Genomic DNA, 16,621 nt, shown 5'->3' with positions numbered 1-16,621 from the left:
CTCCATTCCTTTCCTTCTCATACATTACATAGTTCACATACTATTTATCCCCGTTCCAAGGTATGTATATACTTCGAAACGGCCGGAATACTCTCCGGCAGCAAAAACAGCAAAAAAATCTCCATAGCTGCTTTTGCGTTACGAAATCGTTAAGATCTTGACATTTTCTTAACAGTAACATTATAAAGCCATGGAGATTAAATGTGTACAGTAAAATATTGACATTAAGGAGGGTAATATTACCCAATTTTCCAGCATTAGGGCGTGTTTTATTTCTATGACGGAAGACCGTCACGATATTCCGACGGCAGCTGACCTGTGATCCGCTTAAAGATTTTTGAGAAATATTTCGAATCGCTGTAACCCACGCTTCTGCTCACATCCTTAATATTGGCCCGTGGGTCCTCCAGCAGTTTTTTCGCCTCCTTCACCCTTAAATGGGTCAGATACGCGGTAAAATTCTGATCGAAACACTGCTTAAACAGGCGGCAGAAATATACCTCTGAATAGTTCATGGCGCGTGCCGCGTCCTGCATGGAAATATCGCGGCTGTAGTTCTCCCTGACATAGGCACGGATGGCGGCAGCTACTCTGGAGTACCCGTTCTCTGGTTCCTGACCGGGGTCGTCCTCCGCGTCCCGGTCGGTTCCGGCATCGGTACTGCGGATGCCTTCCCCGCATAGATCCACCTGGCGCATAGCCTCCTCCATCACCGGGATGAGCTCCTCGTCATCACACGGCTTTAAGAGATATTCCAGCGCATGGAGGGAAACCGCCCGCTTCGCATAGGAAAAATCGTCATACGCTGTTAAAAAGATAATAACGCAGTCCGGGTGGCTCTTTCTGATCCACTCCGCCGCCTCCACGCCGTTCATCCCCGGCATTCCAATATCCATGATCACAATAGGCGTATCGTTCTTATCCACAGCCAGGATCGCCTGCATGCCGTTTTCTGCATGAAAGACCTCACAGCTCTCTCCAAAATACTTTTTGAGCTTCCTGCTGAAGGACAGCCTCTCTATTTCTTCATCATCTGCAATCAATACCCGGTACATGGTTCTTTCCCCGCTTTCCCCTTTGTTTTCTGCCCTCTGTTTCTGTATCTCTGTCCCCCCATACCATAATCCCCTACATCTCAGCCACAGTAAACGCCATGCGCACGACAGTCCCCCGCCCTTCTCTGCTGTCGATCAGCATTTCTCCGTCGGGATACATGGTCTTAATCCGCCGGCTGATATTGCTGACTCCGATTCCCAGTTTCTGGCTCTCACCGTTTCTCAGCTCTTTCCGGATTTCTGCAAGCCGCTCCGGCGCAATCCCGGCTCCGGTGTCGGATACGGAAATAAAGATTCGTTTTCCCCTTATCCATGACCGGATATGGAGCCGTCCGCCTTCCGGCTTTACCGCAAGGCCGTGGACAATGGCATTCTCCACCAACGGCTGTAAGGCAAATACCGGAATCATAACCTCCATGGTATCCTGGCTGCAGTCCGAGGTATACCGGATCCTGCTGCCAAACCGCATCTTCTGAAGGTAAATGTAATCCTCCACCACCTTCTTTTCCCGCTCAAAGGGCATCACGGACGCCGTAGATTTTAAATTGTAGCGGAACAGCCTGCTCATGGCCTGTATCATCTTCTCTGTCGTCTCCGCCTCCTCCATCTCCGCAGCTCCGGCAATGGTATTTAACGTATTGAACAGAAAATGGGGATTGATCTGGTTCTTTAACATCTGAAGCCGGACCGCCTCCAGCTGCGTCTCGACCTCGTGCTTCTCTTTCAGCGTCTCAATATATCCCTGTGTGGAACATTTCATCCGGCAGAACGCCCGGACGAGATCCGCAATCTCATCTTCACATTCCGTTGAAACGGGAGGGCCGCTGTAATCATTTTCCGCGATCCGTCTGGAATCCTCCGCCAGCGCCTGCACCGGCCTGACAATGTGCCTGCCAACCGACCGATTCAGCCATAGGACGGCCGCCAGCGCAAGCGATCCCCAGAGAATCGTCAGCACCGGAATCAGGAGAAACAGCGGAATCTGCTTTTCATATCTCCGGATTCCCGCGGCCACATTCATCTCCTGAAGGCTTCCGGCATAGCTCTTAATGTAGTTCTGCATCTGATAGATCTCATACAGCTTCTGAACGTACTCAGGGTCATCCTCAGACATCGATAGCAGCTCGGCCTTCCTCTTCTCATACGTATCGTAGCTGTTTTTCACGGACCACGTCTTTGCGAAACGTTCCCGCCCGATCTCGCCGTAATCGTACGGCAGAGCCTCCAGGGCCTTTCTCGCAGCACCGCACGCCTCGTCGTAAGCGGCTCTGTTATCCTCTGAACGGTCCCGGATCATGGTCTTAAACGTCCGGCTCTCCGTCTCCATCGCCGCCTGAAAGGAAGCGCTGCGGGAATTGTCCTCCAGGATCTTCCTAAACCCGTTCATGCCAAAGCCTGCGGTCACAAGGTTCATCAGGATCGAAAATGACACCGCAAATGCGGCGAGCACCGTAATTGCGCCCACCTTTTTGCGCAGGGGAAGCGAGAGCCACGTCCTGCGTATCTTATCTCCAAATGATCCATTTCCCTTTACCCTGTCCATCAAACTGTCCTTTCCCTGCAGCATACCGCTGTATCGGTAAATCGAAAAAAGGATTTCATAAAAGGCTTTCACCTTTCACAAAATCCTCACCTGAGCCTTCGCTCTTATCATGCGGGAGATGGGACTTGAACCCACACGAGCATTCACCCACAAGATCCTTAGTCTTGCCTGTCTGCCAATTCCAGCACTCCCGCACAGCCATATTATAATACCAATAAATGGACAAAATGTCAATATGTTTTGCAATTTTTATTATTGATTCTTCCGATAAAGTTTTTCATAACAAAAAATACCCTGTGGATTTACACAGACACCTGCGATGTCAGCGCGCGCCGCAACCAAAACTGCCGGCTGGTAAAGCGGGACTGCATAGTAGCTGCCTGCAATGATCTGATTTGCTTCCTGATAGATCGCCTCCCGGGCTTCTGTATTGATCTCCATACGCCCCTGCTCCAGCAGCTCTTCCACTCTGGGATCGGTGAATCCGCTCTGGTTCACGGTAGGATGACCTGCTTTGGAATAAAGCTGTGTCAGCGTACTGTCCGGATCGGGGTTGCTCGTCCAACTCATGATACTGCCCATCTGAGTTCCCTTGCCCACAATATCAAGGTATTCCTGCAGCTCTAAAAATTCATAATTCAAGTTGATGTTCACCTCAGCAAAGTCCATCTTCAGATACTCCATCAGCTTTTTTCTCTGAGAATCAAAGGTAAGTACGGTAAAATCAAATCCATCCGGGTATCCCGCCTGTGCCAGCAATTCTCTGGCTTTATCCGGGTTATAGGAGTATTCCTTGAAGTCAGCAAAGCCCAGTATCGGTGCAGGAATGATACTGCTCTGCGCTTTGCCAAAGCCGGAAAGCACGTTATCGATAATACTGTGTTTGTCAATCGCACAGGCAATGGCCTGGCGGACACGGATATCGTTTATGGGCGCCACCCTGGGATTCAGAATCAGCAGTTCTGTCTTTGTAGAGTCTGTCTGATAAAGATTCACAGACTCATTTAAATCCAGATAATCGCCGTCATTGGCCGCTACCCTGTATAGGACATCCAGCTTTCCATTGAGAAGCATGGCCGTACTGTTTGGTTCGGATGGTTCCACCACAAAGCTTAAATATCTGCTTTTGGCTGCACCTCCAAAATAATCGTCAAACCGCTCCAGCCGGATCTCTTTCCTCTCTGTGCGCTCTATCACCTTGAAAGGTCCGGAGCCTACAGGCTTATTCACGTCGTAGTTAGGATTTGACATGGCTTTTTCGGACATAACGGAGGTACTGGTACGCACAAAAAGTGTCGGCAGGTTGTTCATTTGGTCTGTAGTGGTTACCTTGACTGTCTTATCATTAAGCGCCTCGATATCTGCAATAACCAGCAGAGACTGCTCCGCTTTCTCGATGTTCATGGCGCGGTGTATGCTGAAAACTACGTCAGAAGCAGTGAGCGGCGTCCCATCATGAAATTTCACATCGTCCCGAAGCTTAAAGATCCACTCCAGCTTTGAGACCTGTTCGGCATTTTCGGCCAGACAGGGTGACAGATTGAGCTTTTCATCAAAAGTATAAAGGGTGGAGAATACGCAGCGCCCCACAGTCTCAGATAAAATATCTTTGGTACCGGCCACATCCAAAGATACGATGTCATCGGTGATTCCCACCTTAATGGGAACCATATCCTCTTTTTGTGTGCCGCAGCCTCCCAACAGGAAAACCGCCGGCATCAAAAGATACAGTAATTTGCTGATTCGTTTTTTCATACCATTCTTATCCTCTCGCTTTTCTATTATATTACATGATGCAGTACTGGGAGCGGCCCTTTTCTTTCGCACGGTACATGGCTTCATCAGCGCGCCCCACAGCATCATCCAGTGTTCCGGGCGGCGTTACCATATAAACTCCGACACTGGCTGTCAGATGGATCTGACCGCCGTGCGGCGCATCCAGCAGAAAAGAGACCGTCTGCACCAACCGCTCTGCCTTTTGCTCTGCCATCTCTCTTCCGATGCACGGTGCAAATACGACGAATTCATCCCCCCCGAAACGGCCAACCACATCGCACTCACGGAACTGCGCGCGAATGGCTTGTGCCGTAGATATTAAGGCCTCATCACCTGCCGCATGTCCCAGAGTATCATTGACCTGCTTAAATTTATCAAGATCGATAAAAAACACAGCATCCTGCCGTCCCTCTCTTGACAGCTTGCAGTGCAGCGGAAATGCCGTCTTATTGTAAAGCCCGCAGAGCGGGTCTGTCTGCGAGGATTGAATCAGCCGTAATTCCTCCAGCTTCTTATCCGTAATATCCTCAAAGTGAAGTGCTGCCCTCCAGACGTCAGTTCCCTGAATGACAGGGACCGCTACTACTCGGTACCATTTTCTTATTTCATTTTCTTTTATGCTGAAGCGGGTTTCCGTCTCCATGGGTTCCGTCAGCTTTCCGCATACAATACGATACAGGACAGTATCCGGCGATATATCCTGCCCTTCTTCTGAAAACAGTGCCAGCACCCGTTCTGACGCCGTCCGGCCCTGCATATCATCAATCCGTGCCGACAGTCTCCCGGAAGAGCATTCTACAGTGTCCGCCTGAAAATCAATAACAATGCGAAATTCATAGGTTGCCATGAGCAGCGCAGCATAAAGGTAGTTGCTCTCCCTGATTTTATCCTGAACCAGTGTCATCTCATCTGACAGATTAGAGAATTTTTCGGCCAGGTACCCAATTTCAGTTTTAGGGTCTATATCCGCCTCGGGGAATTTTGTCGCTCCATTCAGAAAAAATTCTTCTACAGCCCCGAGCAGTTGATCCAGCGGATACAGCATTTTTCTGCTCTGATTTCTGGACAGGATTATAATTATGAAGAATACCGCCAGCAGCGCTGCTATGTTAATCATTCCATAGTTCTTTACCTGGGAGAAAATCTGTGCTGTATCTACGGTACTTACCAGGACCCAGGGTGTCTTTGAAAGACTCTGGTAATAGACCAGATTGTACTGGTCATTCATTTTGCAAAGCAGGGACCCCCGACTTTCTTCTCCCACTTTCAGGTCCAATTCCGACAGAGAGCCAGACACGTCCTGTTTTGAGGTAATGATCTGATGATGTTCTCTGCAGTAAATCAGGGCGTTGGAGGATTCCAACTGGCGGTGGCTGCTGATGAGTTTTAAAATATAATCCGTCCGGCACACGATGACTAATGTTCCCACGGCTGTTTTGTTTTCCTGTACCGGCGTGTAAATTACAATGCTGTTGCCTGGGTCTGTAAACGGGATTTCGCTTACAAGCTGTTGCTCCAACTGTGACAGCGTTGGCAGATTGGCCTTTAGCACGCGGCTGTCGCTGACAGAACCGGAAGAGTAGATAATCTCTCCCTCCAGGTCTAAAAGGGCAAAAATAGCCACATTGTCCAGCGTTTCATCCGTAAAGTTCAGAATATCATCTGATAATTCACTGATGGTGCCTTCCCCCCGGCGCGAGTTATTCTCACAGACGCGTTTTACCTCCTGGGATAACACAAACTTTCTGGCTCGCACCATAAGCCGGTTGATATTTTCTTCCACCAGCTCTGCCTGAATCTGCGTGGAATCGCGCAGATTTTGTTCATGGAGATCAAAGGCCAGTACAAGATTTGTGGCAAATATATATATGCCCACCGCGGCCAGCGGCAGCATTGCCAGCATGAGAAACGATGTAAATAATTGTTTTCTTAGATTCATAGCACAGCCTCGGTATTCCGTATTCTATTTGATCATACAGCCATAATCACACCTCTTATATTAAATGCCTCCCAGCTGCCTGGAACTGTATTTCGTATCATTCAATGACTCCCGAATCGCTTCTCTTGTCACTGGCTTTATAATATATCCCTGTGCACGGGACTTAAGCGCCTCACCCACATAAGTGTCTGTAGCGGTGGTAAACACGGTCAGCACGCCAGGCTGAACGGCTTCACATTTTATCTGCAGTCTTAGTCCCGTCAGCCCAAGCATGGGAATCTCCGTGAAGAGCACATCAATGGGATTATCTTTTATGTATTGCTCAGCAAATGCAGGGTCAGAGAACATCACGACCTCGCATCCGGGAAAAACCATTCTTAAGAATCTGACCAGTTTTGCTAAATCCTTTTTATTGGGATCAACTGCTGCAATGACCATGATACGTTTGCCTCCTATACTCTATCTGTCACTTTTACTTCTGCTTTCTGTCGTTTCATAATCGCTTTATTCTGATACATGGATTCGTCCGCCCGCTTGAAAACATCACTAAAGGTCAAATCAGTTTCTTCCTCATAAAGCGCAATTCCCCTGGCAACGGAAATCTGTCCGTCAGGCCGCGCGTACTGGTTAAACTCCTCCAGCGCCCCCTGAAACCGTACCAGCAGCTCATTGTAGTGCTGGTAGTCTGCATCTTCTAAAATCACTACAAATTCGTCACCTCCAATGCGGTAGACTGGACTGTGCTTAAATACCTTGCAGATAATCTTACAGGCGTCAATAATCAGCATATCACCAAAATCATGGCCGTTTGTGTCATTGATTTCCTTCAAGCCGTTGATATCAAACACCACAACGGCAAACTGCGGTCTGCCAATCCGGGTCTGCTCCTCCAGTCTGATGACGGTTTCCTGATAAGCAGTCTTGTTTTTTACTCCGGTCAGTCCATCCCGGTAAGCAAGACCATTAATATAATTAATGTACTTCTGCAAATGATTGACGGTCTGTTGGAAACTGTCTGCGAGCATCCCCACTTCATCCTTGGTTTGATGGGTCAGAGCAATCGAAAGATCCCCCTCGGCAATTTTTTTGGCCGCCTCGTTAAGCTCCTTTAAGGGACGGATTATCCGGCGCGTCATAAGCACCGTCAGCAGTAGCGACAACGCAAGGAAAACCGTCAACACGATAACGCATTGCAGAATCATCCTGTTTTTTGCCGCATCAATTTCTGCTGTGGGCGCCGTTATTCCCAGTCTCATACCGTTTTGCAGACTGCAAAATGCCAGTTTCCTGGCTTCATCCCGCATGGTGTAAGAAAAGAGGTAACTGCCTCCGCCCATATTCAGAAGTTCATCCGCCACAGAACGCAGGCTGCTTCCCATGCTCGAGATGGAGGTACCTATGGGAAATTCCGGATGGTACATAATATTTGCCTGTTTGTCCGTTAAAAAAGCGTAACCGCTGGAATAGACCCGGATACTTCCTACAATCTCGCGTATGACGTCATAGTTGATGTCCATCCCGACTACGCCTACCGTTACATTGTCCACATACAGCGGTACCACATAGGAAATCATCTCCACATTGATATTCTGGTTTTGATAAGGCTCCATCCAAATGGCTTTCCCGTTTTTTACCGGCAGATAGTACCAGCCGACATGCTCCACATCCTCCGGGCTGTAGCGGGAAAAATCTGTTGGCACAAACTCCTGAAAGTTACCGTTCTGGGCTGTCTTACTCCAGAAAAGCCCGGAAGTCGGTTTCCCGAAATCCGGATTAAAGCGCAGGTAAACCGCCAGCGCTCCCTCCGTGTTGTTAGCTGCGTTGATCGCGACAGACTGGATTTTCTGTGTATAAGCGTCAATATATGCATCATCTGTCCGAAGACTCTCCACACTGTCCAGTTCCCCTACCGCATATACGGCCAGCGTATTCACCGACTGTTCAATACGCGATAAGAGGGCATTAATCTCCTGCGCTTTTTCTGAGCATAGCAGATTCATAATCCGTGCCGAATCTTCGTCCACAACGGTCTTAGCAGTAAAAATACCCACACCGCCAATGACCGCGGAAGAAAGAAGTACACACCCTAAAATCAAAGCAATAAACTTTGTTTGAATTGATTTCATCTCGATTCTCCTTATCCAGCAGATTAAACTTTTCCGTTCAATATAATTCTATTATAAGACTCCTTCCTTACACAGTTCTTACAAAACCGATTCTGGTACAAAAAAAATCCGGTAAGACAGCCACCGCTGCTTACCGGATTTTTAAAATATTTATTTCTCATGATTCGTTTTACTGATAAGTTCTCCCAGCGTAAATTCTGCCCAGCTGTAATTAGTCATGTATTCCCCTGAAAAGGCATTCATCTGCGTCATATCCCCGCTGATCGCCGCATAATAATCGCAGTCCACCTTAGAAACATCAATGGCGATTTCCCTTCGGCTCTTAATAACAATATCTTCTATCCCTGCATCTTTAAGTGCTTTCATCAATGTAAAAATGACCTGATGCGCATTATTCTGCGTATTAATGTCATTTACTTTATCTTCCCATAGGACGGAAGCAATCTCTGCCACCGTAAGACGCGCACCCTTGCGGTCAATCAGATAGGCAAGGCATTCCTTGCTTTTGGCACGGGGAAGATTAAGGGGTCTGCCGTCCACAAACACTTCAAAATGCCCAAAGGTCTGCACACGAACCCGCTTCGTCGGTACATGGGATACGGGAAACCGAAGGTTGTCGATTTCCGCGCGCAGATCCCTTTCCCGCACAGGCTTCAACAGGTATCCGCTAACATGAAGCCGAAAAGCATCCGACATATACCGGGAATATCCTGTCACAAAGATTATGTTGACCACGGGACAGAGGTCCTTACATTTTTTCGCCAAAGCGATTCCGTTCAGTTCTCCCATTTCAATATCCAGAAATGCAATATCCACCCGGTTCTGCGACAGGTATTTCATCGCATCGGCGGGCTTTATAAAGCTGATAATCTCAGCCTCTGACTCAACCTTTTTTAACAGCTTTACAAAGTTATCAAGAGCCAGACGCTCATCGTCCACCGCTATAATTTTCACCCGGATCCCCCCTCCTTTGCGGCAGGATTATTGTTACCTCTGTGCCAACTTCTTTTTCGCTTTTGACCATCAGAGCACCACCGCACATCATCTCCAGCCGTTTCCTGACATTTTCAATACCAATGTGCGTCTTGCCGTCATTTTTCGGCTCATTGATATCAAACCCTGCTCCATCATCACGTACAGTGATAAGGATGCTGTCCTCATTCTGTTCCGTACGGATCGTCAGCTTGCCGCCCTCGTTCTTTTTAGTGATGCCGTGACGCACTGCATTCTCTATAATCGGCTGCAGCGTCAGCGGAGGCAGCATAAAGTCTTTATATTCAATTTTCCACTCAATCTTAATCCGTTCCTCATAGCGCATTTTTTCCAGATACAGATAATCCTCTATGTGCTCCAGCTCCTTGGTAAATGGAATCAGCCTCGTAATGGTCAGCGAATCCAGATTGCCTCTTAAAAAATATGAAAAGTGCTCTAATGCATCAGAAGCCTTCCCTGGTTCCGTATCGCACAGCTCCTTGATTCCTAAAAGTGCATTGTACAAAAAATGCGGTTGTATTTGAGAGAGCATCACGGATATGCGGCTTTGTTCCAGCTCCTTTTCCGCCTTTGCTGCATGACGGGACTGTACGTTAAGATAAAGAATAAGCACGCTCAATGCACCAAAGCTCCAGATAGCAGTCACACCGTACCAGAGCATCTGAAGAACTGCACCTAACACCGGCAATGCAGAGCCGACCAACAGGTTCCAGCCATCCTTCCGTTCCTCATCGGATAGATGGCTAAGCCGGAAGACAGCTAAAAGCATGGCCTCAATCAGGTAAAAAAATGCACAGACCGCATAGATACTTCCCCAAATTCCCCATCCTCTGGAATAAACATTATCCGCACTAATCACAAATACGCTCTGCGTCATCGGATTGGCACACAGTATGGCAAGTCCAGTCACAAGAGGGAGCCGGTGTAACCAGCGGCCTTGCGGTGTCAGTTCGAGGCGGGTCAGCCGATGGCTGTACATCCCCCATAGGTAGCCCAGTATGCTCTGTTCTGCATAATAAACATAGTTGACGATAAGATTGAGCATACGTGCTCCTGGAAATTGCTGGAGGTTCACCGACCACATGGCTGAATCCAGCGCCAGCAAAATCAACAGATGTATCAGCAGCAGCCGAAAGGATCTATTTTCCGGAGGGCAGACGGGACTGTTCCGGTTATTTGCCAAGATCAGCAGTATCACTACGGCAGCCAGCGCATTGATTTGGAGATTCGTAATCATCATAGGTATATTCAAACGAAAAAACGTTTACATTTCCTCTCTAACCGTAACGCTCCACATCGTGAGCTGTCACGGAACTATTTATTTGTTTCAGGATATTGTACCAAAGCGCTGACACACCAGCCGGCCCAGATGCGCATCCCCTTTACTTTTTCAACAAAACTGCCATACTTATAGTACCATGGATTTTCAAACTCAACAACTCCGATTTTCGGTGACTGCAGGATAAATAAACCGGGTAACCGTAAATTTACAGGAGTTCTATGACACTTACAATATACAGCCCGATGACGCCATGTATGTAGCGCACAAAGACAGAATCAAGAAGAGCGGCTGTTCTCGCCTATGACAAAAGAATACGGAAAAGGCGAAGAGATGCCTCTCTTCGCCTTGCTAACTGTAATGCAGAAGAAGGGACTTGAACCCTCACGGTATTGCTACCACACGGACCTGAACCGTGCGCGTCTGCCAATTCCGCCACTTCTGCATGTCTCTGCAATCTCTCGCAGCAACAGTAGTTATTATATTATAAAAGGGACTTCCTGTCAATCATATTTTTACATATTTTAGAAAATATTTTTTGTATATATTTTTCAAAAAATGTTGACAATTCTTCTTAAAAATGGTATCATAATCTTCGTTGCGCGGGAGTGCTGGAATTGGCAGACAGGCAAGACTAAGGATCTTGTGGGTGAATGCTCGTGTGGGTTCAAGTCCCATCTCCCGCACGAAAAGATGAACTGGTTAAAAACCGGTTCATCTTTTTTTGTGCTTCTATGGGCTAATGGTTCTTCTCTGTCTCTATCTGGCAGAGGAAAGGGGAGGCTGGCAGCTTTACTGAATTGCACAGATTGGCTCCTGACGGGTTGTTGGACCAGGAATATACGAGCGCATCCGGAAGCCTGTCCCGCATTGGCCACGGAACCACTACCGTGTTTCCTTCGATTCGTGCCCCTGCCGGAATCATTCTTACCTTCCTTCCGTCTTCTTTCCCTTCTTCTCCATAAAAACAGTACTCAAATCCGCCAGGCACAGTTCCGTCAAGCGTCTCCAGACCGCCTTCCGAGTGATCGAAATGCAGAATCATTCCCTCCGTTGTCCTTTCACCGTAAGAAAGCAACGGACTCAGCCATATTCCATCTTCTCCATAAGCCATTTGAAACGCCGCCATGGCCAGGCGCTCTCCCACGGGTTTCTTACTCACCGGATGCAGGTCATTTTCCTCTCCGCAGTCCATCGATACCACCATGGCCGTATCGGGAACCGAAGTCAGTTTCCGCTGCATGTCCCGGAACTTTACCCAGTTTTTCCCATCCTCCAGATCATAACAGGGAAGCTGTACGAAGAGTACCGGTAAACCGGCTCTGTTCCATTTCAGCCTCCAGTCCTCGACAAGCCTTTTGAAATATCCGGGGTAACGTTCATACTCATCCGCATTCATCTCGCCCTGATACCAGCAGATTCCCTTCACCGGGACACGGTGCAGTGGGGCAATCATCCCCTGGTACATCCCCGCCGGCTTCCGTTCAAAAAAAGTCTGATCTCTCAACGGCTCCATCACCGCCCCTCGCCGGTATTCCCAGCCATCGGTGATGTCCCGCTCCTCTTCGTTCTCCCAAATAAGCCGATGGCCCTTGCCTCGCGTAAAGCCCCCCTGTCCATGGACGGCCGCGACGCGCAGCACAAACTGGTTGCTCCCCGGCCTGAGAGCCGTCGTCTCATACTCTCTCGGCGGATATCGGTAGGAGGTACTTCCTGTCTTTTCCCCATTTATAAAGAGGCAGTCCGCATCGGTGATTGTTCCCAGCGATATTCGGACCGGCTGACCCGCTAAACCGGGGGGAATCTCCACACAGTTCCGAAGCCAGACGGTTCCGGCGCCTTTTAAGTCCTCCCGGTCATCCCAGCGGTCCGCAAGGCCGATTTTCTTCCAGAAGCGCCTGCCTCCTCCCGCGGCCCAGTTCTCCGCAATCCCCTGATCTCTCTCATCCAGCAGCCTCCACCATGCGGCAATGCGTGTTTCATCTTCTTTCCGTATCCGTTCCACATACCCGGGATCGCTGCAGGCATCCAGTTCCTTCCGTTCATCGGGAAAATCGCAGAGCGCCTCCCGACTCATCCACGCTTGTACAGGGGTTCCCCCTACCGCGGTTAAGATCAGGCCGACCGGGATACGGTAACGCTCATACAGCTTCTGCGCAAAGAAAAAGCCAACGGCAGAAAATACCGGAGTATGTTCCGCCGCGGCCGTCTTCCACTCCCCGCCGGACAGCGAGTCAGAGTCAGAGTCAAAGTCAAATTTCCACTGAATCGGAACCGTAAACTGACGGATCATGGGTGATGCGCCCTTTTTATATTCTTCAGGATACCGGTATTTGACCCGTTCCATGGGTAGCTGCATATTGGACTGCCCCGCCATGACCCAGATATCTCCGAAATAAAGATCATGAACCTCCCGTTCCTCTCTTTCGGATTCAACCCGCAAGCAGTATGGTCCTCCTGCTGCAAACGGAGGCAGCTCCACCAGCCACGTTCCAGCCGGGTTCACCACTCCCCAGCCGGATTTCGGCTGAATCACGCCGTCTGCCTTTACCCACTCAGGCGTCAGCTCTGCCCGCACCCTGGCTCCGACTCTTCCCCTACCGTGCACCGGAATCACTTCATCCCGCTGGAGCACCGCATGGTCCGAGATGAGCGGTGTCACAGAAAGCCGGACATTCTGTTCCATATCCGATCACCCCTTCACTCCAGTCGATGTAACGCCCTCCACGAAATATTTCTGTGCGGAGAAGAACAGGATCAGGGCCGGGAGCAGCGCCAGAAATGACATGGCGAGAATCTGATTCCATTCCACGATACCGCTGCTCTGGTCGATGGACATTTTAAGCGCCAGCGCCACCGGATACTTTTCCAGGCTGGTCACATAGATCAGCGGCCCAAGGAAATCATTGAAGCTCCATACGAACTGGAAGATCGTACAGCTGATCAGCGCTGGTTTTAAGGACGGCAGCAGAACCCTCATCAGAGTCTGGAAGGAATTACAGCCGTCGATTGTGGCCGCCTCGTCCAGATACGTGGGGATTGACCGCATGAACTGAATCAGCATAAACACGAAGAAGGGTTCATTGGCAAACATGGTCGGTGCGATCAGCGGCACGTACGTGTTGAGGAGTCCCATCTGCTTCCACAAAATATAGAGTGGAATTCTTGTCACGACGGCCGGTAGGAACATGGTAGCCATCAAAATTGAAAAACAGATCTTCTTAAATGGAAATTCAAACCTTGCAAAGCCATACGCGACAAGCGTACTGGACACGAGGCAGAAGACAATTTTCGGCACCACGAACCGGAAGGTATTTAAGAAAAACGTGGTGAACGTATACTTTGTCCGCGTCTTCCAGCCTTCTATATAGGGAGTAAAGTCGATCCGTTTCGGAATAAAACTGATCGAAGTAAATATTTCATTATTGCTCTTAAAGGTAGCGCCCACCAGCCATATAATCGGATAGATCATGACGAGCGCCACGACAATCAGGACGATATAACGGATGACAGAGCTGATGACCACCCGTCTGTGCCTCCGCACTTCCATTTCGCTGAATCCTCGCGTTTTCTCCATCATCTAATTACCTCCGTCCGAATAATAGACCCACTTGTCCTGTGTCGCAAAGAGGATCAGGGTCACAGCCACGATGATGAGGAACAGAATCCAGCTGGCGGCACTGGCATACCCCATGTTAAAGTACTTAAATGCATTGTCATAAATATACATGGAAGTCAGATAGGTGGCATTTAACGGTCCCTTCCCCGTTACAAGGTACGGGCCGTTGAATTCCTGGAACGCATTGACCAGCTGCATGACCAGATTGAAGAAAATCGTAGGTGTAATCAGCGGCATGGTAATATGGATAAAGGAATGGAACTTGGTGGAGCCGTCCACGCTGGCTGCCTCATAGAGATCCTGGGGTACGTCCTTGAGCGCGGCCAGGAAGATCAGCATTGCAGAACCAAACTGCCAGACCTTCAGGATTATGATGACGCTCATCGCCCCGCCCGGGGAAGAGAGCCACGCCACCGGCTGTATCCCCACAACGCCGATGATGCGGTTGATAAGCCCGTCCTGCTGAAACAGGAATCTCCACAGCACCGCCACCGCCACATTTCCTCCCAGCAGGGATGGAATATAGTAGGCTGTCCGGAAAAAGTTAATGCCCTTCAGCTTAAAATTCAATATGTATGCAATAAACAGGGCAAACGCCAGCTGTAACGGCACCGTAATCACAGTGTATTTTAACGTTGCGGTAAGCGTACTCAAAAAATCCTCATCCTGAAACAACTTGGTGTAGTTGGCCAGACCAATGAAATTCGGTTCTCTCACGAGATTGTAATCCGTAAAACTGATAACCAGCGCGTTAATAAACGGATACAGGGTAAGAAAAACCATACCGATCAGCCATGGGAGGATATACACCAGACCCATTTTGCTCTTTCTCAAAGAATCTCCTCCTTCCTGCGTGCTCTTTATTTGCCGTAGTCCTGTTTCAGTTTTGCAACCTGCTCGCTGGTGGCGTCAAAGATGGCCTGCGCAGCTTCCTCGGCCGTGCTCTTTCCAAACTCAAACTTCTCGTAATTACTTTCATAGGAATTGGTAAATACGGCGTTCTCAAATATCGGAGAATTGTTGATTACTTTCGCTACATCGGTAAAATCGTAGGCCTGCTTTACGGCTCCTGTGATCTGTCCGTCTGCCTCTAAGGAAGCCTTGGCCGCTCTGGAAGCCACCATGCCGCGGGTGGACCCCATGAGCTTCGTTCCTTCCGGATCGTTTAAGATATACTGTAAAAATTCAGCCGCTTCCTTTGGATTCTTGGAATCCCTGGAGATTGCAAACAGCAGGGAGGGCTTTGCCATAGTTCCTTCAAATACGGCTCCGTCGATCACAGGGAGCGGCGCTACCACCAGTTCGTCCCCCTTGTCCTCCAGCGTCTTGGCGTTCGAAGCGATTCCTCCGGTCCATTCCAATACGCCAGCGTAGCCGCCATTGATATATTTTGCATTCTGGGCAATGGATACCGGCTCATTGCCTACATTCTCGATATAATCTTTTCTGGAACAGAAGACATGGGCATCCGCTAAGTCCTTATACCAGAGAAGCGCTTCTTTATAGTCATCCACGGTGTAATTCATGCTTAAATCTTCTGCAAATTCGCCTTTCCCTGTCTTCTGCTGCAGATAGTAGACTGCTGCGAAACGGAACGTCGGGCTGACGATCATATACGCATTCGGGTCCTGCCGGGTAAAGATTTCCGCCGCCTTCTTATATTCCTCGAACGTCGTTGGAAGCTCGGTGATACCGGCTCTGTCAAATGCAGATTTATTGACGTATAAGCCCAGCGTGTTCTGGCCGTATGGGACTGCCTGCATCTTGCCGCCCGTCTTTCCGAATTCCAAAAAGCCCTCGTCGTACTGGGAGAAATCGAAGATGTCCTTCACCTGATCGAGATCGTAGAATCCCTCTCCGTTTGGACTGTACTGGATAACCCAGGGATAGTTGACAGTCATGACATCGGCTGCGGTTCCGCCTGCATAACGGGTGGCAAAGGTCTCTTCCAGGTTGCCGAAGCCGGAAGGCTCTCCGGTCACTTCGATGGCGCCGGCGTGTGCCGCGTTGAAGGCATCGATGGCGTTCTGTGTGGCCTGATGGCGGTCGTCATTGCCCCACCAGGAGAAGCTTAATTTCGCGGTCTCTCCCGATGCTTTAGACACCTCCGGTGTTTTTCCGTCCGCTGCCATCTCCGTCCCGGCCGCTCCGGTGCTTCCGGCTTCCCCGGTATTGCCCGTTTCTGCGGTCTTGCCGCCGCACGCGGTCATTGCCATGCTCGCTGCCAGTACGGCCGCACATACGATACCTGCTTTACTCCATTTTTTCATCATACTACCTCTTTCTTTTTA

General features: G+C 49.3%; 12 protein-coding genes and 3 tRNA genes. 1 reads left to right on the top strand and 14 read right to left on the bottom strand.

The window, feature by feature from the left end; genetic code table 11:
• Positions 1–275: 275 nt before the first annotated feature.
• The 10 genes from H8S75_RS03795 to H8S75_RS03750 all read right to left on the bottom strand — a co-directional run bounded on the left by H8S75_RS03795 (position 276) and on the right by H8S75_RS03750 (position 11,156).
• Positions 276–1,055, bottom strand: a complete 780-nt coding sequence (locus H8S75_RS03795; protein WP_187019409.1) for a response regulator transcription factor — start codon at positions 1,053–1,055, stop codon at positions 276–278.
• A 73-nt stretch (positions 1,056–1,128) separates the two neighbouring features.
• Entirely contained in the window at positions 1,129–2,598 is a 1,470-nt protein-coding gene (locus H8S75_RS03790) for a histidine kinase (RefSeq protein WP_187019407.1), read from the bottom strand.
• A gap of 110 nt (positions 2,599–2,708) precedes the next feature.
• Positions 2,709–2,792: transfer RNA gene (locus H8S75_RS03785), tRNA-Leu, on the bottom strand.
• Positions 2,793–2,850: 58 nt separating this feature from the next.
• The gene (locus H8S75_RS03780; protein WP_187019405.1) at positions 2,851–4,353 is read right to left on the bottom strand and encodes an ABC transporter substrate-binding protein; all 1,503 of its coding nucleotides are present in this window, start codon (positions 4,351–4,353) and stop codon (positions 2,851–2,853) included.
• Between the two features lie 31 nt (positions 4,354–4,384).
• Positions 4,385–6,313, bottom strand: coding sequence for a sensor domain-containing diguanylate cyclase (locus H8S75_RS33045; RefSeq protein ID WP_187019403.1), 1,929 nt, complete (start codon positions 6,311–6,313; stop codon positions 4,385–4,387).
• A gap of 60 nt (positions 6,314–6,373) precedes the next feature.
• Positions 6,374–6,751 (bottom strand): response regulator, encoded by a 378-nt coding sequence (locus H8S75_RS03770; RefSeq protein ID WP_187019401.1) that lies wholly within the window; start codon positions 6,749–6,751, stop codon positions 6,374–6,376.
• Between the two features lie 14 nt (positions 6,752–6,765).
• Positions 6,766–8,439: a sensor domain-containing diguanylate cyclase gene (locus H8S75_RS03765; protein WP_187019400.1), complete on the bottom strand. Its 1,674-nt coding sequence runs from the start codon at positions 8,437–8,439 to the stop codon at positions 6,766–6,768.
• Between the two features lie 150 nt (positions 8,440–8,589).
• The gene (locus H8S75_RS03760) at positions 8,590–9,393 is read right to left on the bottom strand and encodes a response regulator (protein ID WP_187019398.1); all 804 of its coding nucleotides are present in this window, start codon (positions 9,391–9,393) and stop codon (positions 8,590–8,592) included.
• Positions 9,368–10,672, bottom strand: coding sequence for a sensor histidine kinase (locus H8S75_RS03755; RefSeq protein WP_187019396.1), 1,305 nt, complete (start codon positions 10,670–10,672; stop codon positions 9,368–9,370). The genes H8S75_RS03760 and H8S75_RS03755 overlap by 26 nt, the downstream gene beginning before the upstream one ends.
• 400 nt (positions 10,673–11,072) lie before the next feature.
• A tRNA-Leu gene (locus H8S75_RS03750) sits at positions 11,073–11,156 on the bottom strand.
• 157 nt (positions 11,157–11,313) lie between these two features.
• Between H8S75_RS03750 and H8S75_RS03745 the strand changes: the two genes are divergently transcribed.
• A tRNA-Leu gene (locus H8S75_RS03745) sits at positions 11,314–11,397 on the top strand.
• 53 nt (positions 11,398–11,450) lie between these two features.
• Here H8S75_RS03745 and H8S75_RS03740 read toward each other — a convergent pair.
• From H8S75_RS03740 to H8S75_RS03725, 4 genes are read right to left on the bottom strand one after another with little or no spacing between them, the layout of a single operon-like run.
• Positions 11,451–13,397, bottom strand: a complete 1,947-nt coding sequence (locus H8S75_RS03740; RefSeq protein WP_187019394.1) for a sialate O-acetylesterase — start codon at positions 13,395–13,397, stop codon at positions 11,451–11,453.
• A gap of 6 nt (positions 13,398–13,403) precedes the next feature.
• Positions 13,404–14,288, bottom strand: coding sequence for a carbohydrate ABC transporter permease (locus H8S75_RS03735; protein WP_207729063.1), 885 nt, complete (start codon positions 14,286–14,288; stop codon positions 13,404–13,406).
• A 3-nt stretch (positions 14,289–14,291) separates the two neighbouring features.
• On the bottom strand, positions 14,292–15,164 hold the full coding sequence (locus H8S75_RS03730; RefSeq protein WP_187019393.1) for a carbohydrate ABC transporter permease: 873 nt from the start codon (positions 15,162–15,164) through the stop codon (positions 14,292–14,294).
• A 26-nt stretch (positions 15,165–15,190) separates the two neighbouring features.
• The gene (locus tag H8S75_RS03725) at positions 15,191–16,603 is read right to left on the bottom strand and encodes an ABC transporter substrate-binding protein (protein ID WP_243270159.1); all 1,413 of its coding nucleotides are present in this window, start codon (positions 16,601–16,603) and stop codon (positions 15,191–15,193) included.
• Between the last annotated feature and the right edge of the window lie 18 nt (positions 16,604–16,621).

It is taken from the genome of Hungatella hominis, assembly GCF_014288005.1.
In the GTDB taxonomy this organism is placed as follows: domain Bacteria; phylum Bacillota; class Clostridia; order Lachnospirales; family Lachnospiraceae; genus Hungatella; species Hungatella effluvii.
This window is presented reverse-complemented; position numbering and strand designations above follow the sequence as displayed.